The sequence below is a fragment of the Luteitalea sp. TBR-22 genome, from assembly GCF_016865485.1.
Classification (GTDB): domain Bacteria; phylum Acidobacteriota; class Vicinamibacteria; order Vicinamibacterales; family Vicinamibacteraceae; genus Luteitalea.
In genome coordinates, this window is record NZ_AP024452.1 from 4,982,864 (window position 1) to 5,008,477 (window position 25,614).

Annotated in this window: 21 protein-coding genes; 11 read left to right on the forward strand and 10 right to left on the reverse strand. The window is 71.0% G+C overall.

Annotated elements, in window-relative coordinates; translation table 11 throughout:
• The first annotated feature begins 93 nt into the window (after positions 1–93).
• The 3 genes from TBR22_RS20745 to TBR22_RS20755 all read left to right on the forward strand — a co-directional run bounded on the left by TBR22_RS20745 (position 94) and on the right by TBR22_RS20755 (position 4,276).
• Positions 94–1,722 carry an alpha-N-arabinofuranosidase gene (locus TBR22_RS20745; RefSeq protein WP_239489743.1) on the forward strand — a complete coding sequence of 543 codons (1,629 nt, stop codon included), beginning with the start codon at positions 94–96 and terminating at the stop codon, positions 1,720–1,722.
• On the forward strand, positions 1,719–2,795 hold the full coding sequence (locus TBR22_RS20750) for an alpha/beta hydrolase family protein (protein ID WP_239489744.1): 1,077 nt from the start codon (positions 1,719–1,721) through the stop codon (positions 2,793–2,795). The genes TBR22_RS20745 and TBR22_RS20750 overlap by 4 nt, the downstream gene beginning before the upstream one ends.
• 125 nt (positions 2,796–2,920) lie before the next feature.
• Positions 2,921–4,276, forward strand: coding sequence for a tetratricopeptide repeat protein (locus TBR22_RS20755; RefSeq protein ID WP_239489745.1), 1,356 nt, complete (start codon positions 2,921–2,923; stop codon positions 4,274–4,276).
• 202 nt (positions 4,277–4,478) lie between these two features.
• Here TBR22_RS20755 and TBR22_RS20760 read toward each other — a convergent pair whose 3' ends face one another.
• Positions 4,479–5,297 carry an anti-sigma factor domain-containing protein gene (locus TBR22_RS20760; protein WP_239489746.1) on the reverse strand — a complete coding sequence of 273 codons (819 nt, stop codon included), beginning with the start codon at positions 5,295–5,297 and terminating at the stop codon, positions 4,479–4,481.
• Positions 5,294–5,893, reverse strand: a complete 600-nt coding sequence (locus TBR22_RS20765) for a sigma-70 family RNA polymerase sigma factor (protein ID WP_239489747.1) — start codon at positions 5,891–5,893, stop codon at positions 5,294–5,296. Before TBR22_RS20765 ends, TBR22_RS20760 begins: the two co-directional genes overlap by 4 nt.
• A 162-nt stretch (positions 5,894–6,055) precedes the next feature.
• Here TBR22_RS20765 and TBR22_RS20770 point away from each other — a divergent pair, with 162 nt between their 5' ends.
• From TBR22_RS20770 to TBR22_RS20780, 3 genes are all read left to right on the forward strand, one after another.
• A complete protein-coding gene (locus TBR22_RS20770; RefSeq protein WP_239489748.1) occupies positions 6,056–6,871 on the forward strand; it encodes a ferritin-like domain-containing protein in 816 nt (271 codons plus the stop codon).
• 267 nt (positions 6,872–7,138) lie between these two features.
• Entirely contained in the window at positions 7,139–8,206 is a 1,068-nt protein-coding gene (locus TBR22_RS20775) for a beta-propeller fold lactonase family protein (protein ID WP_239489749.1), read from the forward strand.
• Complete coding sequence (locus TBR22_RS20780; protein WP_239489750.1) at positions 8,203–9,339, forward strand: ribonuclease D; 1,137 nt, start codon at positions 8,203–8,205, stop codon at positions 9,337–9,339. The genes TBR22_RS20775 and TBR22_RS20780 overlap by 4 nt, the downstream gene beginning before the upstream one ends.
• A 37-nt stretch (positions 9,340–9,376) precedes the next feature.
• On the opposite strand, the gene TBR22_RS20785 is transcribed toward TBR22_RS20780, so the two are convergent.
• The 7 genes from TBR22_RS20785 to TBR22_RS20815 form a co-directional block, all read right to left on the reverse strand.
• Complete coding sequence (locus tag TBR22_RS20785; protein ID WP_239489751.1) at positions 9,377–9,862, reverse strand: hypothetical protein; 486 nt, start codon at positions 9,860–9,862, stop codon at positions 9,377–9,379.
• A 161-nt stretch (positions 9,863–10,023) separates the two neighbouring features.
• The gene (locus tag TBR22_RS20790; protein ID WP_239489752.1) at positions 10,024–10,692 is read right to left on the reverse strand and encodes an outer membrane beta-barrel protein; all 669 of its coding nucleotides are present in this window, start codon (positions 10,690–10,692) and stop codon (positions 10,024–10,026) included.
• A 166-nt stretch (positions 10,693–10,858) separates the two neighbouring features.
• Entirely contained in the window at positions 10,859–11,794 is a 936-nt protein-coding gene (locus TBR22_RS20795; protein WP_239489753.1) for a DUF2950 family protein, read from the reverse strand.
• A 23-nt stretch (positions 11,795–11,817) separates the two neighbouring features.
• Positions 11,818–13,005, reverse strand: a complete 1,188-nt coding sequence (locus TBR22_RS20800; RefSeq protein ID WP_239489754.1) for a DUF3300 domain-containing protein — start codon at positions 13,003–13,005, stop codon at positions 11,818–11,820.
• Between the two features lie 26 nt (positions 13,006–13,031).
• The gene (locus TBR22_RS20805) at positions 13,032–14,495 is read right to left on the reverse strand and encodes an efflux transporter outer membrane subunit (protein WP_239489755.1); all 1,464 of its coding nucleotides are present in this window, start codon (positions 14,493–14,495) and stop codon (positions 13,032–13,034) included.
• Positions 14,492–17,665 carry an efflux RND transporter permease subunit gene (locus TBR22_RS20810; RefSeq protein ID WP_239489756.1) on the reverse strand — a complete coding sequence of 1,058 codons (3,174 nt, stop codon included), beginning with the start codon at positions 17,663–17,665 and terminating at the stop codon, positions 14,492–14,494. The genes TBR22_RS20805 and TBR22_RS20810 overlap by 4 nt, the downstream gene beginning before the upstream one ends.
• 3 nt (positions 17,666–17,668) lie before the next feature.
• On the reverse strand, positions 17,669–18,877 hold the full coding sequence (locus TBR22_RS20815; RefSeq protein ID WP_239489757.1) for an efflux RND transporter periplasmic adaptor subunit: 1,209 nt from the start codon (positions 18,875–18,877) through the stop codon (positions 17,669–17,671).
• A 295-nt stretch (positions 18,878–19,172) separates the two neighbouring features.
• On the opposite strand from TBR22_RS20815, the gene TBR22_RS20820 reads away from it, so the two are divergent.
• Positions 19,173–19,757 (forward strand): DUF4136 domain-containing protein, encoded by a 585-nt coding sequence (locus tag TBR22_RS20820; RefSeq protein WP_239489758.1) that lies wholly within the window; start codon positions 19,173–19,175, stop codon positions 19,755–19,757.
• A 54-nt stretch (positions 19,758–19,811) separates the two neighbouring features.
• A complete protein-coding gene (cax, locus tag TBR22_RS20825; protein WP_239489759.1) occupies positions 19,812–20,927 on the forward strand; it encodes a calcium/proton exchanger in 1,116 nt (371 codons plus the stop codon).
• A gap of 42 nt (positions 20,928–20,969) precedes the next feature.
• On the opposite strand, the gene TBR22_RS20830 is transcribed toward cax, so the two are convergent.
• Positions 20,970–21,656: a bifunctional 2-polyprenyl-6-hydroxyphenol methylase/3-demethylubiquinol 3-O-methyltransferase UbiG gene (locus tag TBR22_RS20830; RefSeq protein ID WP_239489760.1), complete on the reverse strand. Its 687-nt coding sequence runs from the start codon at positions 21,654–21,656 to the stop codon at positions 20,970–20,972.
• Between the two features lie 136 nt (positions 21,657–21,792).
• Here TBR22_RS20830 and TBR22_RS20835 point away from each other — a divergent pair, with 136 nt between their 5' ends.
• From TBR22_RS20835 to TBR22_RS20845, 3 genes are all read left to right on the forward strand, one after another.
• The gene (locus tag TBR22_RS20835) at positions 21,793–23,241 is read left to right on the forward strand and encodes a sulfatase (protein WP_239489761.1); all 1,449 of its coding nucleotides are present in this window, start codon (positions 21,793–21,795) and stop codon (positions 23,239–23,241) included.
• 91 nt (positions 23,242–23,332) lie between these two features.
• A complete protein-coding gene (locus TBR22_RS20840) occupies positions 23,333–23,626 on the forward strand; it encodes a hypothetical protein (RefSeq protein ID WP_239489762.1) in 294 nt (97 codons plus the stop codon).
• Positions 23,627–23,756: 130 nt separating this feature from the next.
• Entirely contained in the window at positions 23,757–25,610 is a 1,854-nt protein-coding gene (locus tag TBR22_RS20845) for a DUF885 family protein (RefSeq protein WP_239489763.1), read from the forward strand.
• Positions 25,611–25,614 lie beyond the last annotated feature (4 nt).

A 25,614-nucleotide genomic window follows, 5' to 3' on the forward strand; every position in this document is an offset into this window, starting at 1 on the left:
CGGCCAGTTGACGCGCGACGACGCGAGGCATAGCCTCGCCTCCACAACACGCGCCACGCCGTCAGTCGCGGCCTTGTGCCCCGGAGACCCTGCATGTCCGCACTCTTCTCGCCTCGCGGCCCTCGTCGGCTCGCCCGTGCGTCCTCCATCGTCCTGACGGCCGCGGTCGTGGCACTCGTCGGCATCACGACGCGCGCCCAGCAGGCGCCCATCGCGATCACGCTCGATGCCGCCAGGCCAGGGCCGACGCTGAACCGGCACTTGTTCGGGCAGTTCGCCGAGCACCTCGGCAAGGGCATCTACGAAGGCATCTGGGTCGGCCCCGACTCCTCGATCCCGAACACGCGCGGCATCCGCAACGACGTGGTGGCGGCGTTGAAGGCACTGAAGGTGCCCAACGTGCGCTGGCCGGGCGGCTGCTTCGCCGACGAGTACCACTGGCGCAAGGGCATCGGTCCGCTGAAGGATCGTCCGGTGACGCTGAACCCGAACTGGGGCGGCGTCACCGAGCCGAACACGTTCGGCACCCACGAGTTCCTCGACTTCGTGGAACAGATCGGCGCCGATCCCTACCTGTCGGTCAACGTCGGGTCCGGCACCCCCGCCGAGGCCGCCGACTGGCTCGAGTACCTCACCACCGACCAGCAGACGGCGCTGGCCAGGGAGCGCGCCGCCAACGGCCACCCGGCGCCCTACCGCATTCCGATTCTGGGCATCGGCAACGAGAGCTGGGATTGCGGCGGCAACATGTCGCCCGAGTACTACACGAGCCAGCTGCGCGTGTTCAGCCGCTTCGTGCGCAACTTCAACCCGAAGCAGCAGGGCGACGACCGGATGCTGAAGATCGCCGTCGGCCCGGGCGGTGGCGAGCCGCGGTTCGCCGAGTGGACCGAGACGGTGATGAAGTCATGGAAGGGCCGCCAGTGGAGCTGGGACCACATGGACGGCCTCTCGCTGCACAACTACACCGTGGTGCGCTTCCCCGCGTCGTACAAGTCCGTGGGCTTCGGCGAGCAGGAGTACGCCGAGATCCTCCAGGACACGCTGAAGATGGACCGCCTCATCCGCGAGCACTCGGCGATCATGGACAAGTACGATCCCGAGAAGAAGGTGGCCCTCGTGGTCGACGAGTGGGGCGCGTGGTACGCCCAGCTCCCGGGCACGACGCCGGGCTTCCTGGCGCAGCAGAACAGCGTGCGCGACGCGATCATCGTGGCCCTCAACATCAACACGTTCGCCCGCTATGCCGACCGCGTGCGGATGGCCAACATCGCGCAGATGATCAACGTGCTGCAGGCGATGATCCTCACCGACGGCCCGAAGATGGTGTTGACGCCGACCTACCACGCGTTCCGCATGTACGTGCCCTTCCAGGGCGCCTCCGTGGTGCCGATGACCTTCGACGCGGGCCGCTACGTGAAGGGCAGCATCTCACTGCCACGCGTCGATGCCATGGCCGCGAAGGACGCGTCTGGCACGCTGTGGATCTCGCTCACCAACGTGGATCCCAACCAGCCGGCCGAGATCGACACCACCGTGAACGGGCTCGCGGCGCGCTCGGCGTCCGGCGAGGTGCTGACCGGCCCGGCCATCGACAGCGTCAACACCTTCGAGGCGCCGCAGGCGGTGACGCCGAAGCCGATCGCCGTGCGATTGCAGGGCAACCGGCTGTCGGTCACGCTGCCGCCGAAGTCCCTCACCGTGGTGGCGGTGCGCCCGTGAGGCGACCGGCGTGCACGCGCCTGCTCGGCGCCGCGGCTGTCGCCGTCACGGCGACCGTCGCCGCCGCCCAGGTGCAGACCGAGGTGCCGCCACCCGTCGCGGGCGCCAGGCCCGCCATCGTCGAGCGCATCAAGGTGCATGGCGCGTCGCTCGAGGGCAACCTCGAGGGCAACGCCGCCGACCGCGACGTGCTGGTGTTCCTGCCTCCGAGCTACGCGAAGGAACGGACGCGCCGGTACGCCACCGTCTACGCGCTGCACGGCTACTCGATCGGCGCCGAGCAGTGGATTGGCGAGATCCACGCGCCGCAGACCATCGAGGGCGCCTTCGCGCAGGGCGCCGCGGAGATGATCGTGGTGGTGCCCGATTCGAAGACGCGACACAACGGCTCGATGTACTCGAGCTCGGTCACCGTGGGCGACTTCGAGCGCTTCGTCGCGAAGGACCTGGTCGCCTACGTGGACGCCCACTACCGGACGCGAGTCGATCGGAGGAGCCGCGGCCTGGTCGGCCACTCGATGGGCGGCTACGGCGCGACGCGCATCGGGATGAAGCATGCAGACGTGTTCGGCAGCCTCTACATCATGAGCCCGTGCTGCCTGTCACCTCGCGGGCCGGGACAGCCCAACAGCGACCTCGAGAAGACGGTGGCTGCCGCGAAGGGCTTCGAGGATGTCGCGACGCTTCCCTTCCCGATGCGGGCGCAGTTGGCCGCGGCCGCCGCGTGGGCGCCGAACCCGAAGAACCCGCCGTTCTACCTCGACCTGCCCACGAAGGACGGCGTGCCCCGCCCCGACGTGCTCGCCAGGTTCGCCGCCAACGCGCCCCTGGCTTTCGTGGACCAGTGGACCGGCAACCTGAAGCGCCACGCCGGCATCGCCATCGACGTCGGCGACAAGGATGGACTCAAGACGGACGCGACCGCCCTGCACGACGCGCTCGACAGGTACGGCATCGCGAACACGTTCGAGATCTACCCGGGCACGCACACCAGCGGCGTCGCCGTGCGCTTCCAACAGCACGTGCTGCCGTTCTTCAGCCGCACGCTGTGCAACGCCGACCGGTGCCGCTGACCGGCTGACTCGATCCCGACCTCCGGCGGGGGGACCCTGGTCGGAGCGGACGTGCGGTCGGACGCGGCCCGCCGTTTCTGCAGGGAGGGCTTGCACAATCCGATGCGCGCCCTCCGGAGGTGCACATGCCCGTGATGCCAGCCATCGGCCTGATGGCCCTGCTTGCGCTCGCCCAGCCTGCCGACGAGCTCACTCGCCTGCGCCAGCAGGCGGCCACGTTCATGGCCGACGGTTCTCCGGCCAGGGCGGTGCCCTTGCTCGAACGGGCGGTCGCTGCACGCCCGGACGCGGCCGACCTGCGCATGGAGCTGGCCGAAGCGCTCTACAGCGCCGGGGCCGCGGCCGCCGCCAGCGGCGACAAGGCCGGCGCCATCCGGCACTGGCAGGCCGCCGAGGGGCACTTCAAGCAGGTCGCGCTGCTGTCTCCGGGGATGAAGGAGCTCGTCGACATGCGATTGCTGCTGCTGTACGACGGCGACCGCCTCGCGCGCCCCCGCGACGCCGAGCCGCTCCTCCGTGCACAGATCGCCCGGGAGCCATCGATGGCGCTGTACCACGTGATGCTGGCGCGGGCGCTGAAGGATCAGCAGCGCCTCGGGGCGTGCGCCAACGTGCTCGCCGCCGCCGGGAAGCAGGTCGCCGACGCCGACGGCATGTTGCTGGCGATGACGACGGCTGACCTGGTGGCGCAGACGCCCATATTCGGTCGCGCCGACCAACGGCGCCTGCTCGAGATGGTGGCGGCGCTGGCCGACAAGGAGATTGCGCTCAATGGCGACAGGAAGCGCGACGCGCTTCAGGCGAAGGCCGGGGCGTACCTCCTGCTGGCCGAGCGCGTGGCCACGACCGACGCCGAACGCGCCGCCTACAAGCAGAAGGGCGATGCCGCGTTCGACGAGTTCCACGCCCTCGCCCCGGCACGCACGGGCGATGGCGATCCGGCCACGGCGTCAGCCGCCGCGCGTGAGGCGCGCCTCACCGCCATCATGACGCTCGGCGACGCGCTGCGCGGCCATCTCGCGGCCGGACGTACGACGGAAGCGACGGCGCTGGTCGACCAGGGCACGCGCATTTATGGCGCCAACACGGAGTTCTGGCTCGCGGTGAGCGGCGCCTACCACGCCGCCGGCGACATCGACCGGGCCATCGGCGTCCTCGTGAAGGCCGTGGGCCTCGAGCCACGCAATCCCGAGCGGCACCACGCGCTCGCGACCGCCCACTTCGATGCCGCGACCCGGAACAAGGCCCTGCCGCCGGCTGACCAGGCGCGACACCTCACCGAGAGCCTGAAGGCCGTGGATGCCGCACTGGCGCTCGACGATGCCTACATGGAAGCGCACGTCTATCGCGCCCTCGTGCTCAAGGCGCAGTCGACGAGGGAGACCGACCCGGCGCGCAAGAAGGCCCTGCAGTCGCAGGCCGACGCGGCGATGGCGCGCGCGCAGGCCATCCGCGCCGCTCGCACCAGGGGAGCCGACTGAGTCGCCGCGGGTGCGACCCGCCGACGCAGCAGTCCGCTCGCGCAAGGGCGCGGGGCGAGGCCGTCACCACGCCCGCTCGCGGATCTCCCGGCGTACCTCGCGGCGGGCCTCGCGGCGCTCCCGCGCGATCTCGCGGGCCCCTTCGCACGCTGGCTCACACGGCTGCCCGACGGCCTCGCCGTCCGGGCCCGCGCCTGCGAGGTCACTCGCCGAGGCTGGTGCCGGCGAGCACGATCGCCCCGGTTGGTGCCGGCGACCCGCCATCGGGCTCGACCGAGACCGCCATGCCCTTCGGGCTCGGCACGCCCGGCGGCGAGTCGATGACCACGGTCGCACCGCCAGACGCGTCCACCGTGAACACGCCCGCGCTCACTGGCGCGCCCTCGGCGAGCAACCAGAGCTGGTACGTGCGGCCGCGCGGCAACCCGGGCAAACCGGTGGCGTTGAGCACGAGTCCGCGGGCGCGGCTCCAGAACGCCCGGGCGCGGGCGGCTGGCGCCGGTGCTTGCCCCGCCAGGTCGACCCGCCGCAGGTCGGGCGCGCCGAGCACCGACCTGCCGACCTCGGCCCGCGCGAGCAGCGCCTGTGTCCGCCGGGCTTCCGCCTCTGCCCGCACCAGTCGCGCCTGCGCGTCGCCGAGGCGCGCTTCGAGTGCGGCGACGCGCGTACGCAGGTGCGTCGCGTAGGCGCCGAGGCCGAGCGCCGCCACGATCGCCGCGGCGGCAAGGGCCGGCCAGACGGTCCAACGCGTCGACACGGCGGGGGCGGGTCTGGCGCCCGGCCTGCTGCCGGCGTCGGCGATGGCCAGGACGCGCGCGCGCAGCGCCGGCGGCGGCTCGATCTGCGGCGCGGCCAGCGCCAGCGCGCCAACTGCCTCCTGCAACGCCTCGAACTCCTGGCGCGCGTCGGCGCTCTCGGCAATCCAGGCGCGCACGGCGTCCCGCTCCTCGGCCGGCAATGTCCCGAGCGCGTATGCCGCGAGCGCCTCGTATCGCGGATCCGACGATGCGGGTGTCGTCATGCGAGGGCCTCGCCGATCGCTGCACGCAGGCGCAGGAGACCGAGCCTGATGCGGGTCTTCACCGTGCCGAGCGGCTGCTCGAGTCGAGCCGCCACCTCGGCGTGCGTGAGCCCCTCGTAGAACGCGAGCTCGATTGCCGTGCGCTGCACGAGGGGCAGGTCGTCGAGGGCCGTGCGCACTGCCTGCACCTGCTCGGCACCGAGCAACTGCCAATCGAAGGGGATCGTCGCGTCCGGCAGGTTGCGCACCACCGACTCGCCGTCGCCGTCGAGCGGCGGCAGCCCGCGCCGGTGGCGCAGCCGGTCGATCGACCGGCTCCGGGTCATCATCAGCAGCCACGCGACCACCGGCCCGCGGGTCGACTCGTAGCGTGCCGCCTGCCGCCACGCCTGCACGAACACGTCCTGTACCACCTCCTCGGCCTCGGACTGATCGCGCACGATGCGCAGGGCCAGCGAGAACGACGCGCGCCCATGCCGGTCGTACAACTCGGCCAGCCCGGCGCCATCACCCTCGGCGATGCGCCGCAACGCCGCGAGGTCGGCGTGCTGGGCCACCGCGTCGACAGCCACCGCTGCCATGGCGAGGAGCCACATCAGCCGACCCTCCTGTTTCTACGCACGAGGGTCGAGTGTAGATGCAATCGCGTCGTCGCCCCAGCGTACCTCAGGCGTAGCCCCCACACATCCAGGCGCCGTCCGCCTGCGTAGTCCCGATTGATGACGCCAGTGTCATCCACCGGACTGGAGCATGCAGACATGAAGCTGGAGCACCTCGAGCGACTCGTCGACGATGGCGTGAGCCGGCGGGCCTTCGCACGCACGATGATGCGGGGCGCCGCAGGCGTGGGCGGCGTACTGGCGCTCGGTAGCGCAGAGGAGGCCGCGGCCCAGGGCCTGACCGACGTGGACATCCTGAACTTCGCGCTGAACCTCGAGTACCTCGAGGCGGAGTTCTACACGGTGGCCGTGACCGGGCGGCGCATCGCCGACATCGGCCTGGGGGTCAGCGGACGCGGTCGTGGCGGCGACACGGTCGGCGGCAGTCGCGTCGCCATGCCCGACCGGCTCATGACGGTAGCCCAGCAGATTGCGCTCGACGAGCAGGTGCACGTCGCCTTCCTGCGCGAGGCCCTTGGCAGCGCTGCGGTCGCCAAGCCGGCCATCAACCTGAACGCCCTCGGCGTCGGGTTCAACGACGTCAAGGAGTTCTTCACCGTCGCACGTGCCTTCGAGGATCTCGGGGTCAGCGCGTACGGGGGCGCCGCCAACCTGATCCGCGACCGCAGCATCCTCCAGGCCGCCGCCCAGATCGGCCTGACCGAGGCGCAGCACGCCGGCGTGATCCGGTTGTTGGTGAGCGACCTCGGCCTGATGCCGGCGATGGTCGATCAGTTCGACGTGCCGACGCTGATGTCGCCGAGCGGCCGATTGTTCCAGGTCGATGGCCAGGGGCGGTCGACGATCCGGACTGCCGGGCAGGTACTGGCCGTGGCCTACGGCTCGGCGACGGCGGGCACGCGGGCGGGCGCCTTCTTCCCGGACGGCGTCAACGGCGTGATCGCCAGCGTCTAGCGTGCGGCCTGCACGAGGTGTCGGGCGACGGCGACGAGTGCGGAGGTCGACGTCGGGCCATGCGCACCGACGCCAACCCTGAAGCGGCGACGTGAGTCGGGCCGGCGGCCCTGCGGGAGCAGGGCATGCCGGACCCTCACGTCACCGACATCACGGCACAGCGGCGCAGGACCGCCTTTGGTCAGTTGCGCGCGCCTTCCTGGGCGAGGGCCGGGGCCGACGCGTCATTGCTGGCGCCAGCCTGCGACCGCGTGTTCTAGTAGCGGCATGCTGGGCAGACGCGAGGCATGCGGGGCGCTGTGGTTGGCGCTGGTCGCGACACGGGTCGGGGCGGCCCCATCGGTGTCGACGGTCATCGGCACGGGCACGCCGGGGCTCTCCGATCGCCAGGTCGCCAATCCCTATGGCCTCGCCATCGGCCCCGACGGCGCTCTCCACTTCTGCGACCTCGACAACCAGCGCATCCGCCGGCTCGACCTGCGCACCGGCCGCACGACGACGGTGGCGGGCAACGGATCCCGAGGGTACGCGGGCGACGGCGGCGCGGCGACCGCCGCGGCCCTGAACATGCCGCACGAGATCCAGTTCGACGCGCAAGGCGACCTGTACATCGTCGAGCGCGACAACCACGTCGTGCGGAAGGTGGACGCACGCTCCGGCATCATCTCGACCGTGGCCGGGACGGGGGTTCCGGGTTTCTCCGGCGATGGCGGACCGGCGAGCGCCGCCCACTTGCGCGCGCCGCACAGCATCGTCGTCCATCCGGACGGGCGCAGCCTGCTCGTGTGCGACATCGGCAACCACCGGATCCGGCGCGTCGAGTTCGCCACCGGGCGCATCGACACGATCGGCGGCACTGGCGACAAGGCGCCCACGCCCGACGGCGCGCCACTGCGCGGCACGCCGCTGAACGGGCCCCGGGCGATGGCCTTCGACCCACGTGGCGACCTGTACCTGGCGCTGCGCGAGGGCAACGCGATCTATCGCGTCGATGCGCAATCGTCGACGGTGCACCACGTGGCAGGCACCGGCGCGCAGGGGTACACCGGCGACGGCGGGCCGGCGCGGCGCGCGACGCTCGGCGGCCCCAAGGGCCTGGCCTTGTCACGCGGCGTGCTGTACGTGGCCGACACGGAGAATCACGTGGTGCGCGCCATCGACCTGGCGTCTGGCACCATCCGCACTGCACTCGGCACCGGGCGGGCCGGCGACGGACCCGGACCGGAGCCGCACCGGTGTGCGCTCAATCGTCCGCATGGCCTGCTCGCCGACGGGCAGGGTCGGCTGTACGTCGGCGACAGCGAAGCACACCGCATCAGGGTCCTGACCGCATGACCGCCTACACCTACGTGGACACACCCGCCCTGCTCGAGGCCGCCGTCCGGCGCCTTGCCGCCTCGCCGATCCTGGGCGTGGACACGGAGGCGGCCGGCTACCACCGGTATCGCGATTCGCTCTCGCTGGTGCAGATCTCCTCGCGCGAGGAGACGGTGCTCATCGACCCGCTCGCGGTGCCCGACCTCGCGCCACTCGCGGCGTTGTTCTCCAACGGCGCGATCGAGAAGGTGTTCCACGACGCGGACTTCGACCTCCGCATCCTCGATCGCGATCCGGGGCTGTCCATCGATCGGCTGTTCGACACGCAGATTGCCGCGATGTGCCTGGGCATGCGCGCGCTGGGACTCGGCGCGGTGCTCCAGGCCTGCCTGGGCATCGAACTGGAGAAGGCCTTCCAGCGCGCCGACTGGGCGGAGCGGCCGCTCAGCGAGGGCATGAAGGCCTATGCGGCCGCCGACACGGCGCACCTGCCGGCACTGCGCGACGCGCTCCGCGAGCGGCTCGTCGAGGCCGGTCGGCTCGCCTGGGCCGAGGAGGAGTTCGAGCGGCGCGCGCAGACGCGGTGGACGCCTCCCGACACCACCGACGCGTTCCTGCGCGTCAAGGGAGCGCACGCGCTCACGCGCCGGGCGCTGGCCGTCCTGCGCGAGGTGCATGCGTGGCGGGAGTCGGTGGCGGCCGAGCGGGACCAGCCGCCGGCACGGGTCGTCGGCAACGAGGTGCTGCTGCAGATCGCACGCGACGCGCCGACGACGACAGCGGCGTTGCGCGGCATCCGGGGCCTCTCGCCGGGGCTGGTGGACCGGCGCGGCGCGGCGATGCTGGCGGCGATCGCCAGGGGGCTCGCGGTGCCGGACGCCGATCTCCCGCGCTACCCGCGGCAGGAGCGCTGGGAACGCGACCCCGTGCTCGAGGCCCGCGGCGAGCGGCTGCGCGAGGCGCGCAATCGCGTCGCCGCGGCGCTGGACGTCGACCCGGGGTTCCTGGCCTCGCGTGCCGCGCTCGACGACATCGCGCGCCTGGACCCCGCGTCGCTCGACGACCTGGCCGCGATCCCCGGGCTGCGCCGCTGGCAGTCCGAGGCCCTCGGCGAGGCGATCGTCGGCGTGCTCCGCGCCGAGCAGCCGTAGAGGCGCTGGCCGGAGCACCGCCGACGGGAACGGCGACCTACCTGGCCAGCGGCACTTCCGCGGCGATCCGCAGGTCGACGATCTTGTTGAGCGACATCTCCGCCTGGTACCACCGCCCCACCTTGACCGGCGGCAGGATCTTGCGGAACTCGCCGATGTACTTCTTCACCAGCGCGAGACGCTGTTCCTCGAGGGCCAGGGCCCGGTCGGTGAGCTCGATGGCCTTGGCATCGGTGAGCGAGCCGTAATTGGCCGCGTAATCCTTGATGCCGGCGAAGCGCTGCTCGCCGATCTTGCCGAGCTCGGCCTCGTACTGCTTGTAGACGGGCCAGAACGCCGCCGCCTGCGTGGCGTCGAGTTCGAGGGCCGCGCCGATGATCTGCACCTTCTGCTGCTGCACGCCGGACCGCACGAGCTGCACGTATTCGTCGATGTTCTTCGGCGCCGCCTGAGGCGTCGTCTGCGCACCCGCCGCGCCGGCCGCGGTCACCAGCATTCCAAGCACCAGCCACGTCATTCGCATGTGGGATCTGCTCCTTCGATTGGAAACGGCAGCATGCAGGGGGCGCGAGCCCCCCGACGCCGCGACGACAACGCCCTGCGCCGCACTGGTGCGGCCGCAGGGCGGATGGCAACCCGGGCCCGTTGTGCACGGCGAGGCCGCCCCACGGTCCCGGACAGGTATCAGAAGCGGAAGCCGACGGTGATCGGGAAGTACGACGCCTTGGTCGAGTAGGTCTGGCCGCCGGGCGCCTGGATGTCCTCGCCGAACACGTAGTGGTAGCGGGCCTCGACGTAGAACGCGCCGAAGTTCACGCCGCCGCCGACGTTCACGCCGAAGTCGGTGGCCGTGCGATCGCCGACGATGGCGTCGGTGGCGACCGGCGTCGGGTAGCACACGTACCAGTAGGGATCGCAGACCGTGATGATGCCGGTCGAGGGCGTGGTGAGCTGCACCTTGCGCCAGTAGATGCCGGGGCCCGCGAGCAGGTAGCCGCGCACGCCGCTGGTGCCGCCGGCCCGCAGCACCACGTTGAAGTCGACCACGTTCATCTGCTGGTTGCTCTCGATCAGGATGCGATCGGTGCCGGGCGAGGGGGCCACGTTGTTGAACACGCGCTCGGGACCGTTGAACCGGTGGAACTGGTACTCGGCCTGCAGCCCCACGACCTCGTTGGTGTTGAAGGTCAGGCCGGCCGCGAAGTTCCAGCCGGTGTCGAACGAGTTGCCGACGTCGCCCACGGGGAACGAGACGCCGCCCCCGAAGTTGATCTGGACGGGCTTGTCCTGCGCCTGCGCGGCGAAGGGGATCGCGAGCGCGATCACGGTGGAAAGGATGAGGGTGCGTGACATGTCAAATCTCCGGAGATGAATGAGGCAGCGTAGTGCCGCGGTGGGCTGAACGCCCTGGCGTCGGCGGGAAGGAAAGGCCGCCGCCAACTCAGCATTATAGCGGCCGCCGACTCCACGACCGCACGAGAATCGCGCGCCACCGAAAGGCGGCGCGCGCCCATGGTGGTCAGCGCGCGCTGTCGGCAGCGACAACGCGCTGCCAGGTCGCATCCGGGTCGAAGGCCGTGATGGCCGGCGCCGCGGCGGCCGTGTCCAGTCCGAGGTCCTTCTCGTACACCACGCCGTCCTGGTTGACGATGAACGTGGTGATGCCGGTCTCGCCGTACCGCGCCGGCCACGCCACGAGCGCAAAGCCGCCCGACATCACGCCGTCCACCACGTACGACTTCGCGCCGCCGGACGCCTTCGGCCCCTGCTTCTCGAGGATGCGGAAGTGATAGCCGTAGAACGGCACCGGACCCGTTTCGGCGTTGCCCACCGGCCGTCCCTCGGCCGCCGCGGCGGCCGCCAGTTCACCGAGCGGACTGCGCGGCTGTCCCGGGGCGGCGGGCCAGTACAACCCGTCCTGCATGCCGCGGCTGCTGGCGACGCGCCGCGCGTAGAGCCCGGCCGGCCGGCCGTCGTGCCCGCGTCGCGCGTAGGCACGCTGCGCCGTCACGTACGCGTGCACGATCCTGATGGCGGCCAGTTCGTTGCGGCCGATGCGGCGCGTCAGCACCTCCTCCTTGCCCGCCTCGGCATCGAATACCCACCCGGCCCCGGTCTTCACGATCGGCACGGGGAACGGCCAGGCCTCCCGGCCGACCACCAGCTCCCGGCGGTCGTCTGCCGGCCGCTCGAGCCGCCAACCCTCCGCCATCGCGGCGAGGAACACGTCGCGGTTCTGCCGCGCCGTCGCGGCATCGCTCGAGGCCGCCAGGTCGCGCCCGGCGCCGCCGAGCAGGCCGAGGAGCGGCGTGATGTCGTCGGCCCGGGCCGCAACGGCCAAAGCGGCCACCGCCTCCTCCGGCGTCGGGAAGGCACGCGGCGGCTGTGCACCGGCCGCAGCCGGGAGGATCACGGCAAGCGCGCAGGCGACGCGCATCAAGGCGTTGGGGGTCATGTCGTTCGTTCCTGGCGAGAGGGTCAGCGCCGACGGCCGCCGCCACCCGATCGGCTCGATGCCCGGCTCCGGCTGCCGCGCGCCGACGCCGCCCGTTCCGACCGGCCACTCGAGTATCCGGAGAACGCGTCGGACTTCATCCCGCTCCGGTCGACCGTGCTCCGCTGCGACGACGTGGTGCCACGTGACGCGGTGGTGGCGCCTGCCGACTGCGCGTTGGTGCGCGCCGTGTCGGCGCGCTCCTGCCGCTGCGCCTGCGCCTCCGGCGTCTGCCGCTGCGCCTGCCGCTCCGTGCGTTGGTTCGCGGTGCTCTCGCGGCGCTCGTTGGCGTTCTCGCGGGCGTCCTCGCGGTTCTCGGAGATGTCCTCGCGCGCGTCCTCCCGGTTCTCGTACCAGTCCTCCCGCGCGTCCTCGCGGTCGTCGTAGAAGTCGTCCCAGGCGTCGTTGTACATGTGCGCGCCGCCGTGCCAGCCGTACGGCCCGTAGTAGTAGTCGTTGTCGATGGCCGCGCCGATGGCGATGCCCGCCGCGAAGCCGACGACCGCCCCGGTCACGGCCGCCGTCGTGCTGTTGTCCTCCTTGACGACGACGGTGGTGGTCGTGGCCACGGGCTGCCCGTAGACGACCTGCGGGTTGTACTGCGGCACGTAGACGATCTGCGGGTTGGCCGGCTCGATGACGATCACCTGTTCGCCGGCCTTGGTGGTCGTGGTCTCGACCTTCTGCTGTGGCGTCGAGGTGAGCGTGCCGGCCTTCTGGCTCGCCGCGCGCAGCCGCTGGATGCTCGCAAACACGGCCGCCTTGTCGGCGGTGAACGCCGCGCCGAGCTGCCGCGTCCAGGCGATGTTGTCGGCCATGAAGTTGATGACCTGGGGAAAGATCGCCAGCACGACGAAACTCGGCGCAAAGCCGTCCGCCTTGGCCTTGTCCTGCAGGGCCGTGCCCTCGAGCGCCGCGTTGCGCACCAGCCAGCCGCTGAACTCCTGCACCTTCGGCGGCGTCTGCGCGCACAGCAGCATCTGCGCGAGCAGCTGGTCCGGATAGAGGGCGACGGGCGCCAGCAGGCCGTCCAGTTCCTGGGGAGTGGCCGGCCGGGTGGCCGGCGCCGCCGCGGCGGAAGGCGCCTGCAGGGGCGCGGCGATGGCCATGCCCTCCCACGACAGGCTTCCGGCGATCACCAGGATGACGACGACGCGTGCGAGTGCTCTCATGGCTGTCTCCCGGTGTGCATCCGTCACTAGGGCACGGCGGCCGGCGCCGGCGAGGTCGCCGCCGGCTGCTGCCAGCCACCGCCGAGGGCGCGGTAGAGCTGAACCAGCACGCGCAACTGCCCGCCGCGCGTGCGGGCCAGCTGGATCTCCTGCCGGAACAGCTCCTGATCCGCGTACAGGACCTCGAGGTACGTCGACAGGCCCTGCTCGTAGCGCAGGCGCGAGAGCTCCGCCGCATCGCGCAGCGCGGCCACGCCCGTTTCCTGCTGCGTGCGCACCTCGGCGAGCTTCTGCGAAGTGACGAGCGCGTCGGCGACCTCGCGATAGGCGTTGAGTGCCGACCGCTGGTAGATCACCATCGCCTGCTCGAAGCGCGCCTCCGCCGCTTCGAGGTTCCGCTTGTTGCGGCCGGCGTTGAACAGCGGCTGGAACAGGCCCGCGCCCACCGACCAGATCAGCGAGTCGCCCTTCAGGAAGTCGCCGAGGTCGCCGCTGACCGTCCCGAGCGCGCCCGTCAGGCTGATCGTCGGGTAGAACAACGCCCGGGCCGCGCCGATGTCGGCGTTGGCCGCCACGAGCTGTCGCTCGGCCTGCATGACGTCGGGACGCCGCTCGAGCAGCGACGCCGGCACGCCGACCGGCACCACCGGCGGCCCCTGGCGATCGGCCAGCGTCGGGCCGCGCCCGATGGCGCCGGGCGCCCGCCCGACCAGCACGCTCACCGCGTGCTCGACCACCGCGATCTGTCGCTCCAGATCGGGGATCGCCGCGGCCGTGAGCGCGCGGTTGGCCTTGGCCTGATCGAGTTCGAGGCGGTTGGACACCCCGCCGTTGAGTCGATCGGTGTAGTACTGCACCGTCTGGTCGTTGAGCGACAGGGTGCGCCGCGCCGTCTCGAGCTGCAGGTCCAGCTCCTGCAGCAGGAAGTACGACGAGGCCACGTCGCTCACGAGCGTGACGAGCACTGCGCGGCGGCCTTCCTCGGTGGCGAGGTAGCGCGCGAACGCCGCCTCGTTGTTCCGGCGCAGGCGCCCGAACAGGTCGGCTTCCCACGACAGGTTGGCGGCCACCGACGTGTTGTTGTACGTGCGGTCGCCGTCCCTGGTCGCGCCGGGCGGCTGCGAGTTGCGCGACGCCTGGTTGCCGGTGTAGCCGGCCGACAGGCTGATGTCCGGGTACAGGTACGACCGGACCACGCCGGCAGTGGCGCGCGCTTCCTGCACGCGGGCGACGGCGAGCCGCAGGTCGGGGCTGTTGACGACGGCCTCGCGCAGCAGCCCCTGCAGCTCGGCGTCCTGGAACACCTGCCACCACGGCATGTCGGCGATGGACTCGACGCCCGACGCGGCCGGCGCGCCGCGATACGTCGACGGCGGCGCGAGCTCCGGCCGCTTGTAGTTGGGCCCGACCGGTGCGCACCCGCCGACCAGCATCGTCGTCAGCGCCACGGCCGTCACGCAGGCGCGTGACGAGGTCGTGTTGAGGATCATGCGTCGGCTCCGTGATGGCTGGCGGCCGCGGGCGGTGCCGCGGGCGGGGGCGTCGACTTGCCGCCCGTGAGCTTCTCCACCGTGACGTAGAGCACGGGGATCAGCAGGACGGCCAGGAACGTGGCGATCAGCATGCCCGCGAACACCGTCACGCCCATGACCTTGCGCGACTCGGCGCCGGCGCCGGTGGCGGTGAGCAGCGGCACCACGCCGAGGATGAACGCGAAGGCGGTCATCAGGATCGGCCGGAAGCGCAGGCGCGCCGCCTCGAGCGCCGCCGACACCGGATCCTTGCCCTGGTCACGCAGCATCTTGGCGAACTCGACGATCAGGATCGCGTTCTTCGCCGCCAGGCCGATCAGCATGATCAGCCCGATCTGCGCAAAGACGTTGTTCACGTAGCTCTCCGACGATCGCCGCGCCCACCACAGGCCGAAGTAGGCGCCGAAGGCCGCAAAGGGCGTCCCGAGCAGCACGCTGAACGGCAGCGCCCAGCTCTCGTACTGCGCCGCCAGCACCAGGAACACCAGGAAGATCGCAATGGCGAAGGTGACCGCCGGGTTGGGCGCGCGCTTCTCCTGGTACGACATGTCGGCCCAGTCGTAGCCCATCTCAGCGGGCAGCACCTCCTTGGCCACTTCCTCCAGCGCCGTCAGCGCCTGCGCAGAGCTGTACCCCGGCGCCGGCACGCCGGTGACCTCCGCCGACCGGTACAGGTTGAAGCGGTTGGTGAACTCGGGTCCGCTCGTCGTCCTGGTGGTGACCAGCGTGTCGAGCGGCACCATCTGCCCGTCCTTGCCCCGCACGAAGAAGAGCCCGAACTGCCGCGGGTCGCGCCGGTACTCCGGCTCGGCCTGCACGTACACCTTGTACACGCGCCCGAACCGGTTGAAGTCGTTGACGTAGGTGCTGCCGAGCAGCGCGCCGAGCGTGTTGTTGACGTCGAGGATGGGCACGCCCACCTTCAGGACCTTGGAACGGTCGATGTCGGCGTAGATCTGCGGCACCGAGGCGCGGTAGAGCGTCGAGATGCGGCCGATCTCCGGGCGCTTGCGGGCCGCGTCGATGAAGCGCTCGGCCTGCTCGCCCAGATACTCGGGCGGCTGGCCGACGCGGTCCTGCAACTGCATCGTGAAGCCGGCGCCGGTACCCAGGCCCGGGATGGCCGGCGGGCCGAAGGCCACGACCACCGCTTCCGGGATCTCCTGCGCGAACGCCCTGTTCAGCGCCGCGGTCACCCCGTTGGCGACCTCCTCGGCCGCATGGCGCTCTTCCCACGGCTTGAGCGCCACGAAGAAGAAGCCCATGTTCGAGGAGTACGCGCCGGTCAGCAGGCTGAAGCCCGAGATCGTGTTGTAGCCCTGCACCGAGTGGTTGGCCGCCAGGACGCGCTCGGCCTTCTTCATCACCGCGTCGGTCCGCTCCAGGGAGGCGCCGTCGGGCAGCTGCGCGCTGACCAGCAGGTAGCCCTGGTCCTCCTCGGGCACGAACCCGCCGGGGATGCGGTTCACCAGGCCCATCGTCAGGTACGACAGCGCGCCGACCAGCACGATGCCGATCACGAACTTGCGCACCAGCACCGACGTGAACGAGATGTAGCCGTTGGTGGCGACGCCGAACACCTTGTTGAAGCCGTTGTAGAACGGCGTCAGCAGCGTCCGCTTGCCCGTCGGCTTCTTCAGCAGCATCGCCGCCAGGGCCGGCGACAACGTCAGCGCGTTGACCGCCGAGAGCGCCACCGACAGCGCGATGGTGATCGCGAACTGCTGGTAGAGCGCGCCGGTGATGCCGCCCATGAAGCCCACCGGCACGAAGACCGCGATCAGGATGAGCGCGATCGCGACGACCGGCCCCGACACCTCTTCCATCGCCTTGAGCGTGGCTTCCTTCGGCTCCATGCCGTGCTCGAGGTGGTGCATCACCGCCTCGACGACGACGATCGCATCGTCGACGACGATGCCGATGGCCAGCACGAGGCCGAGCAGCGACAGCACGTTGATCGAGAACCCGAGCAGCGGGAAGAACATGAACGCGCCGATCAGCGAGACCGGCACGGTCAGCAGCGGAATCAGCGTCGCGCGCCAGTTCTGCAGGAAGATGAACACCACGACGATCACCAGCACGACCGCCTCGAAGAGCGTGTGGACGATCTCGTTGATGCCCTCGGTGACCGGCAGGGTGGTGTCGAGCGAGACCTCGTAGTCCATGTCGCGCGGGAAGCGCGTCTTGAGGTCCTCGAGGGTCGCCTTGACGCGGTTGGCGACGTCGAGGGCGTTGGTGCCCGGGATCTGGAAGATGGCGATGACGGCCGACGGCTTGCCGTTGTGCCGGCCCACCGCGTTGTACAACTGCGTGCCGAGCTCGATCCGCGCGACGTCGCGCAAGCGGACCTCCGAGCCGTCGGGGTTGGTGCGGACGATCACCGCGCCGAACTCCTCCTCGTTGAGGAGGCGCCCCTGCGTGCGCACGGTGTAGGTGTACTCGGTGCCGGGCACGGCGGGCGGACCGCCGATCTGGCCGGCCGGACTGAGCTGGTTCTGCTGGTTGATCGCGTTGACGATGTCGGCGACGGTGATCCCGAGCTTGGCGATGCGGTCGGGCCGCAGCCAGACGCGCATCGCGTAGTCGCTGCCGCCGAACAGGTTGATCTGGCCGACGCCCGAGATGCGCGCGATGTTGTCGTTGATGTTGATGGTCGCGTAGTTGGACAGGAAGTTGTTGTCGTAGGTCCCGTTCGGCGACTTGATCGACACCACCATGAGCGGGAACGCCAGCGCCTTCTTGACCGACACGCCGTAGTTCTTGACCGACTGCGGCAGCTGCGGCGTCGCTTCCGACACGCGGTTCTGCGTGAGCACGTTGTCCATGTCGAGGTTGCTGCCGACCTCGAACGAGACCTTCAACGTCAACGTGCCGTCGTTGGCGTTGGTGCTCTTCATGTAGATGCCCTTCTCGACGCCGTTGATCTTCTGCTCGAGGGGCGTGGCCACCGCGGCCTCGACGTCGGTGGCGCTGGCGCCGACGAACGTCGTGGTGATCTGCACCATCGGCGGCACGATCTCGGGGTACTGCGCGATCGGCAGCCCCTGCATCGCCACCAGGCCCAGCATCACCATGACGATGGACAACACCATCGCCACGATGGGCCGGTTCACGAAGAACTTGGCCATGGGCTACCGCCCCCCTGCCGGCGCCGGGGCCGACGGCGCCGCGCCAGCCGGGGCCGCGGCAGGCGCGGGCTTGGTCCTGACCACCATGCCGTCACGCAGCCGCTGCAGCCCCGCCACCACCACCTGCTCGCTGCCGGTGAGGCCGCTCTCGACGATCCAGAGGTTCTCGAACTTCGGGCCGACGGTGACGGTCTTGAACGCGACCTTGTTGTCGCTGCCCACCGTCACCACGTTGTACTGGTTCTGCAACTGCTGCACGGCCTGCTGCGGCACCAGCATCGCGCCCTGACGCGACTCGATCACGAACTGCGCGCGCCCGTACTGACCGGGCCGGATCAGGCCACCGGGGTTGGGGAACCGGAACTGCAGGCTCAGCGTGCCGGTGGTCGCGTCGATGGCCCGCTCGATGGCGTCCAGATAGCCCTTGTGCGGGTGCACGCTGCCGTCGGCGAGCACGAGGTCGATCGGCACCTTCTCGCCGTGGCGGGCCGCCCGCAGTTCTTCGGCGCGGCGCGAGAGCCGGAGGTACTCGGCCTCGCTGATCCCGGCCCGGAACAGGATCGGGTCGATCTGCGACACGGTGGTGAGCAGCGTGCTCTCGCCGCGTCCCACCAGGCTGCCGGCCTTGACCAGCGTCGTGCCCGCCAGACCGTCGATCGGCGAGGTCACGTTGGTGTACCCCAGGTCGAGCGACACCCGCTGGACGTCGGCGCGCCGCGCCTCCACCTGCGTGCGCGCCGCCTCTGCGGCCGCCAGCGCGTTGTCCAGCTCCTGGGCGCTCACGGCCTGCCTCGCCGCGAGCGGCTGCAGGCGCTTGACGTCGTTCTGCGTCTTCTCGTAGCGGGCCTGCGCCGTCGCCAGTTCCGCGGTGACGTTGGCCAGCGACGCCTCGAGCGGCTTGCGGTCGATGCGGTACAGCACCTGGCCGCGGTGCACGATCGAGCCCTCGAGGAACCCGACGATGTCGAGGAAGCCCTCGACGCGCGCCCGGATCTCGACGTCCTGGAAGCCGCGGGTCTGCCCCACCAGTTCCATCGGGATCGGCACGTCGCGGCGCACGATCGACGTCACCAGGACCTCCGGCGGCGGCGGCGCGGGTGGCGGCGCCTTGTCCTCGCACGCCGCGGCCATCACGCCCACGCCAAGAACCGCCACGGCCATCGCCCGGCGCGCCCATGCGCCACCGACGTGCGCTCGGGTGGTACGACCCATCATGTGCTCCTCGATCAGGGACGAACGGCGCGTCGCCCCCATGTCACGTGCAGCTGCCATTGCTGTCGAAGACCGTGCGCCCGTCCAGGCCCCTGCGCAGCGGCGCACGAATGCTACCGCATGAGCCGGGGCAGAACGGACCATCCCAAGGGCTAGTGGCGTGTCGCCGGCGGTCGAGGAGCGACGGCCCTCAGCACGGCCCGATGCGAACCGAAGTTAGTCCTTGGCGTGATTGCGCGCGACACACCTTCGTGGTGTCATAACCGCCGGACTCGAGTCCGGAGGAGAAAGAGACATGTCGATGCACGTGATCCGCCTGCTCGCGCGGACGTTCCTGGTCGGCGCCCTGGTGCTGGCGGCCGCCCCGTCGTCGGCCCGCGCGCAGGATGTGGGCTACAACTTCATGCCGGGAACGGACTTCGCCAGGTACAAGACCTACCGGTGGGTGACCATCGATGGCGTCAAGTATCCCGACGACATCACCGACGCCCAGATCAGGCAGGCGATCGACACGCAGTTGGCCACCAAGGGCCTCACCAAGACCGACGACAAGGACGCCACGCTGTACGTCGGGTACCGCGTCGCCCTCGATCAGGAGAAGCAGTTGAACGCCTACACGTCCGGCGGCTACGGCGGCTGGGGATGGGGCGGCCCGTACCGTGGCTACGGCTACGCCGGCGGCATGACCACGGCCACGACGACGACGATCACGGTGGGGACCCTCAGCGTCGACATGTACGACCCGACCGCCAAGCAGTTGGTCTGGCGCGGCACCGCCTCCAAGACCATCGACACCAACGCCAAACCGGAGAAGCGCGTGAAGAACCTGAACAAGGCGATGGCGAAGATGATGAAGAACTACCCGCCGAAGCAGAAGTAGCGGCACCGCCCTCCAGCCCAGGCCCCGGCGGCGCCAGCCGCCGGGCATCCGCCCATGTCCCACATCCTGAAGGCCGTCCGGGAGACGCCGCTGCTCTGGCTGCTGGCGTTCGTCCCCGTGGTGTTCGCCGCCGAGCACTTCGCCGGACACTCCCCCACCCTGCTGTTCGTGCTGTCGGTGCTGGCGATCGTGCCACTGGCGGCGATGCTGAGCCTGGCCACCGAGTCGGTGGCCGCCAAGACGGGCGACGCCGTCGGCGGGCTGCTCAACGCCACGCTCGGCAACCTCACCGAGCTGGTGATCGCGATTGCCGCCCTGCGTGCCGGCGAGTACATGCTGGTGAAGGCCTCGGTGGCCGGCGCGATCGTCACCAACGCCATGTTCGTGCCGGGGATGTCGTTCCTGCTCGGCGGGCTGAAGTACCACGTGCAGGAGTTCAACCACGCGACCGCCCGCGTGCAGGCGTCGCTGCTGTTCCTGGCGACGATTGCGCTGATGGTGCCGTCCCTGCTGCACCGGGTGGACGCGGTGGCCGAGGCCGCGCCGCAGTTCACCGGTCAGCTCAGCGTCGGCCTGTCGGTGCTGCTGATCGTCGGCTACGCGCTGGGGCTGCTGTTCACGCTGGGCACGCACCGCGAGTTCTTCGCCAGCGGCGGCCATCACGACGAGGACGAGGCCCCCTGGCCGATCGGCCTCGCGCTGGCCACCCTGGTCGTCGTGACCGTGATCGTCGCGCTGGTGAGCGAGATCTTCGTGGCCTCGGCGCAGTCGGCCGCCGAGACCATGGGGATGAGCCGTGCGTTCGTCGGCTTCGTCGTGGTGGCCCTGGTGGGCGGCGCCGCGGAGATGGCCTCGGCGTTCGCCGGCGCGCGCAAGGATCGCCTCGACCTGAGCATGGGGATCGCGCTCGGCGCGGCCTCACAGATCGCCCTGTTCGTCGCTCCCGTGCTGGTTCTCCTGAGCTACGTCGTCGGTCCGACGCCCATCGACCTGAGCTTCTGGCCCGGTGCGGTGGTGATGATCCTGGTGTCGACACTGACGATCACGCTGGTGACCACCACGGGCCGCTCGGCATGGTTCGTGGGCGTGCTGGTGCTGATGGTGTACCTGGTGTTCGCGATCACGCTGTACCTGCTGCCGCCCTCGAACACGGCGACGGGCCCCGTGTGACCCCGGCTGGCCGGCGCCGCGGCGCGCCGGCCGGTGCCGCACTCACCTGACGCGGAACGCCGCTTCGTGGATCACTGGCGCCCGCAGCACGTGCGCGGTGCCGTGTGGCGGCGCGTTGTGCTCGACCCACGGCACGCCGTGGTCGGGCTCGAACCCGACCCGCCCCAGTTGGTCGACCAGTTGCTCGCGCGTGAGGAAGCACTGGGGCTGTCCCGAGAACTGGGTGAACACGAAGGCCTCGCCGGCGAGCGGCTGCGCGTCGGCCGGCAGCGTGCGGCGCGAGAACGTGAAGACGAACAACGCCGCGCCCCGGGCCGCGACGCGAGCGGCCTCGCGGACCCCGGCGCGGAACTCCACCGACGAACGCGCGAGGTTCCAGATCCCCTGCGCCACGATCAGGTCGAACCGGCCCGAGCCCGCCGGCAGGGCGTCCATGGCCGCGAGGACCACGTCGAGGCGACCCTGATGGCGCGCGCCGGCGGCGGCCCGCGCCCGCGCGGCTTCGACCATCGGCCGCGAGAGGTCCACGCCGAGCACGTCCCAGCCCAGGTCGGCCAGCGGCAGCGCGTTGCGTGCCGCACCGCAGCCGATGTCCAGGGCGCGGCCCTGCGCCGCTCGCACCAGTTCGCGGCGCGCGAAGTCGATCAGCGTCGCGTTCGGCGGCGACTGCACGAACCCCTGCACGGTGGCAGGCGCGCTCCAGGGTGAACCGGCGAGCGGGTCGCTCATGGCCCCATCGTGCCCCGGCGCCCCGGCGCGTGCGTTGCGCCAGCGCAATGCCGGGATGTGATGCCACGGCGGGCGGGCCGCCTGCTCTGGACGGTGGGGCGCCGACGGTGCAGGATACGCGCACGGGAGGAATCCGATGAGTTCACGTGCGGTCCAGGGCGCCGTGGCGGCGCTCGCGTGGGTGATCTGCCTGCTTTCCGGCGCAACCGGGACGGCCAGCGTGCAGTCGACGGCGGCGCGACGCCCCAACGTGCTGCTGATCATGGCCGACGACCTCAGCGACGACGTCGGGACCTTCGGGCACCCCGTGGTCAGGACGCCGAACCTCGATCGCCTGGCGGCGCGCGGCGTGCGGTTCACGCGCGCGTACACGCAGTTCCCGCTCTGCAGTCCCAGCCGCGTCTCGATGCTGACGGGGCTGCGGCCCGACACGACGCGCATCCACGACCTGCAGACCGACTTCCGGACGATCCACCCGGATGTCATCACGTTGCCGCAGGTGTTCAGGCGCGCCGGGTACGTGTCGGCACGCGTCGGCAAGATCTATCACTACGGCAACCCCGGGCAGATCGGCACGCCTGGCCTCGACGACCCCGCCTCCTGGGATCACACGGTGAACCCGCGCGGCGTCGACAAGGACGAGGAGCCGATGCTCACCAACTTCACGCCGGGACGCCAGGGCTTCGGCAGTTCGCTGGCCTACTACGCGTCGCCTGCCCCGGACGAGGCCCACACCGACGGCAAGGTCGCCACAGAGACGATCGCCCTCCTCGAGCAGTACCGCGACAGGCCGTTCTTCCTCGCCGCGGGGTTCTATCGTCCGCACTGCCCGTTCATCGCCCCGACGAGATATTTCGACATGTATCCGCTCGACCAGGTGCGCCTGCCGCCGGCCCACCCGCGCGCGCCGGACATCCCGCGGCCGGCGTGGTTCACCAACCCGCCGCACTGGGGCCTCGACGAGCAGCAACAGCGCCTGGTGCTGCGGGCGTACTACGCGTCGATCTCGTTCCTCGACGCCAACGTCGGCCGCGTGCTCGACGCGCTCGAACGCCTCGGCCTGGCCGACGACACGATCGTGGTGTTCGTGAGCGACCACGGCTATCACCTCGGTGACCGCGGGCAGTGGATGAAGCAGACGCTGTTCGAGCGCGCGACGCGCGCCCCGGTCATCGTGGCGGGCGCTGGCGTGACGGCACGCGGGGCGAGCAGCGCGCGGGTGGTGGAGTTCCTCGACATCTACCCGACGATCACCGGGCTGGCCGGACTGGCGGCGCCCGCGGGCCTGCACGGCCGATCGCTCGCGCCGCTGCTGGTCGACCCGGGCGCGCCGTGGGACCACGCGGCGCTGTCGCAGGTGCGGCGCGGCAACGCCACCGACGGGTTCATGGGCTACAGCGTCCGCACCGAGCGCTGGCGCTACAGCGAGTGGGAGGGAGGCCGGGGCACGGAGCTCTACGACGTCGAGGCCGACCCCGACGAGCTGCGCAACCTGGCGGCCGATCCGACGCACCGCGACACGGTGACCGACCTGCAGCAACGCCTTCGCGCCCTGATGGCGCAGGGCGAGCCGCCGCGGCCGTGACGCGGCCGAGACGCGGCCGAGGCAGGTCCGCACCGCGGCCGGCGTGCACTTGTGCACAGACACTCGCGCCTCGAGGTCGTAGTCTGGCAGCATGGCCCTGCCTCCGATCGCGATTGCCCTGGCGCCGAGTGCCCCCGGCTCCACGCCGCCCCACGTCCGCCTGCCCACCGGCACCGCCCTGGGCGCGGGCGCGTCGAGCGGGCCGGTGATGGTCGCCGCCGCGCCCGCCCCGGCGCCGACGTTCCGCCAGCTCGCCCTTGGCTGGCTGGAAGACGCAGCGCTGGTCCTGATGCTGGTCTTCGCGGTGCCGGCCGTCATCATGCTGTTCGCGCTGCCTCTCATCCTGGTCTTCCGCCTGGCGGCCATCCCCGGCGGCGCGCAGTGACCATGCGTCGCCAGGTCGTGCCCCCTTCAGGAGGACCGCACCGGGGCGCCCCTTCGCCGCAGCTATGGCATGCTCCCGATCCAGCCGCGCCCGCTCACGGTCGCGGCCATGACCGAGGCGGAGACGTCCTGTGCCTGATGCCCTGTGGACTCGTCGAGGTGCGATCACCGCGCTGGCGTGCGGCGCCACCTGGCCGCTGATCGGCGGCTGCCGTCGCGAGCCTTCCGCTCCCGCGGGCGCACCTGGTGCGACCACCGAGGCCGAGGCGCGTGGGCTGCTCGACGACATCGGCAACGCCCTGCTCCAACTCGTGCCCGAGACGGCGACCTCGCTGGGGCTCGACACCGGCGCGCGCGCTGGCCTGCGTGGGCGGTTGATGGATCGCTCGGCCGAGGGCCAGCAGCGGATCGCCGCACAGCTGCGGCGCGACCTGGATCGCGTGACCAGGGTGGATGCGTCGGCGCTCTCCCCGGCGACGCGCACGAGCCTGGACGTGGTGCGCAGCGCCTACGCGACCACGCTCGAGGGCTTCGCGCTGCCGTACGGCGACGTGCCGGTCGGCGGCTGGCGCATCACGCCCTACGTCGTGGTGCAGAACGTCGGCGCCTACCTCGACGTGCCGCGATTCCTCGACGCCGACCATCGCATCGAACGGGCTGCTGACGCCGAGGCGTACCTGGCGCGGCTGCAGTCGTACGCCCGGCAGGCCGACGGCGAGCTGGCCCGGATCAAGGCGGCTCGCGCCATGGGCCTGGTGCCGCCCGCGTTCCTGCTCGACAAGGCCATCGCCCAGCTGGGGCTTTCGCTCGCCGGCACGCGCGAGGGCGGCGCGCTCGTCGAGTCCATCGCGCGACGCACCAGGGACATCCCCGGCGACTGGGCGACCCGCGCGCGGGCCATCGCGACGACGGAGATTGCCCCGGCCCTCGAGCGACAGCTCGCCGAGCTGCGGACCCAGCGAGGCCTGGCCACCTCCGACGCCGGCATGTGGGCACGGCCGAAGGGCGAGGACTACTACCGCTGGGCGCTTCGCGCGTCGACCACCACGACGATGTCGCCGGAGGAAGTGCATGAGACGGGACAGCGGGAGCTGAAGGCGTTGCACGCGCGGATGGACGAGATCCTGAAGCGCGTCGGGTACACCGACGGCAGCGTCGGCGCGCGCATGCAGGCGCTGGCGAAGGACGAGCGCTACAAGTTCGCCGAGGGCGACGCCGGGCGCGCCGAGATCCGCAGGTTCATCGACGACCGCCTCGCGTGGATCCGCGCGCAGATGCCCCGCGCCTTCAACACCCTCGTGAATCCCAACATGGAGGTGCGACGCCTGCCGCCCGAGGAGGAACCGGGCGCGCCGGCCGCGTACGGCGGCGCAGGCTCTGTGGACGGCACCATCCCGGGCCGCTTCTGGATCAACCTGCGGACCACCGATCTGCACAGCAAGTACAGCCTCGCGGACCTGACCTTCCACGAGGCGATTCCGGGACACATCTGGCAGGGCGAGTACACGCACGACATGCCGCTGATCCGTCAGATGCTCGCCTTCAACGCCTACTCGGAAGGCTGGGCACTGTACGCCGAGCAGCTCGCCGACGAACTCGGCGCCTACGACGGCGACGAGGTCGGGCGCCTCGGCTACCTGCAGTCACTGGCGTTCCGTGCCTGCCGGCTGGTGGTGGACACCGGGCTCCACGCCAAGCGGTGGACGCGCGAGCAGGGCGTGCAGTTCTTCGTCGACGTCAACGGCTCCAACCCGCTCGAGGTCGCCAGCGAGGTGGATCGGTACTGTGCATGGCCGGGACAGGCGTGCGGCTACAAGGTCGGCCACGGCGAGATCAACCGCCAGCGCGACGCCGCGAAGGCAGCACTGGGCGGCGCCTTCGACGTGCGGGGCTTCAACGACACGGTGGTGCGCGGTGGCAACGTGCCGCTCGACGTGCTGAAGCGCAACGTCGAGCAGTACGTCCGCACCACCAAGCGGCCCTGATCGC

Coding starts and splice junctions, on each gene's coding strand:
- TBR22_RS20745 (WP_239489743.1), top strand. CDS start 94: ATGTCCGCACTCTTCTCGCCTCGCGGCCCTCGTCGGCTCGCCCGTGCG.
- TBR22_RS20755 (WP_239489745.1), top strand. CDS start 2,921: ATGCCCGTGATGCCAGCCATCGGCCTGATGGCCCTGCTTGCGCTCGCC.
- TBR22_RS20760 (WP_239489746.1), bottom strand. CDS start 5,297: ATGACGACACCCGCATCGTCGGATCCGCGATACGAGGCGCTCGCGGCA.
- TBR22_RS20765 (WP_239489747.1), bottom strand. CDS start 5,893: ATGTGGCTCCTCGCCATGGCAGCGGTGGCTGTCGACGCGGTGGCCCAG.
- TBR22_RS20770 (WP_239489748.1), top strand. CDS start 6,056: ATGAAGCTGGAGCACCTCGAGCGACTCGTCGACGATGGCGTGAGCCGG.
- TBR22_RS20775 (WP_239489749.1), top strand. CDS start 7,139: ATGCTGGGCAGACGCGAGGCATGCGGGGCGCTGTGGTTGGCGCTGGTC.
- TBR22_RS20780 (WP_239489750.1), top strand. CDS start 8,203: ATGACCGCCTACACCTACGTGGACACACCCGCCCTGCTCGAGGCCGCC.
- TBR22_RS20785 (WP_239489751.1), bottom strand. CDS start 9,862: ATGCGAATGACGTGGCTGGTGCTTGGAATGCTGGTGACCGCGGCCGGC.
- TBR22_RS20790 (WP_239489752.1), bottom strand. CDS start 10,692: ATGTCACGCACCCTCATCCTTTCCACCGTGATCGCGCTCGCGATCCCC.
- TBR22_RS20795 (WP_239489753.1), bottom strand. CDS start 11,794: ATGACCCCCAACGCCTTGATGCGCGTCGCCTGCGCGCTTGCCGTGATC.
- TBR22_RS20800 (WP_239489754.1), bottom strand. CDS start 13,005: ATGAGAGCACTCGCACGCGTCGTCGTCATCCTGGTGATCGCCGGAAGC.
- TBR22_RS20805 (WP_239489755.1), bottom strand. CDS start 14,495: ATGATCCTCAACACGACCTCGTCACGCGCCTGCGTGACGGCCGTGGCG.
- TBR22_RS20810 (WP_239489756.1), bottom strand. CDS start 17,665: ATGGCCAAGTTCTTCGTGAACCGGCCCATCGTGGCGATGGTGTTGTCC.
- TBR22_RS20815 (WP_239489757.1), bottom strand. CDS start 18,877: ATGGGTCGTACCACCCGAGCGCACGTCGGTGGCGCATGGGCGCGCCGG.
- TBR22_RS20820 (WP_239489758.1), top strand. CDS start 19,173: ATGTCGATGCACGTGATCCGCCTGCTCGCGCGGACGTTCCTGGTCGGC.
- cax (WP_239489759.1), top strand. CDS start 19,812: ATGTCCCACATCCTGAAGGCCGTCCGGGAGACGCCGCTGCTCTGGCTG.
- TBR22_RS20830 (WP_239489760.1), bottom strand. CDS start 21,656: ATGAGCGACCCGCTCGCCGGTTCACCCTGGAGCGCGCCTGCCACCGTG.
- TBR22_RS20835 (WP_239489761.1), top strand. CDS start 21,793: ATGAGTTCACGTGCGGTCCAGGGCGCCGTGGCGGCGCTCGCGTGGGTG.
- TBR22_RS20840 (WP_239489762.1), top strand. CDS start 23,333: ATGGCCCTGCCTCCGATCGCGATTGCCCTGGCGCCGAGTGCCCCCGGC.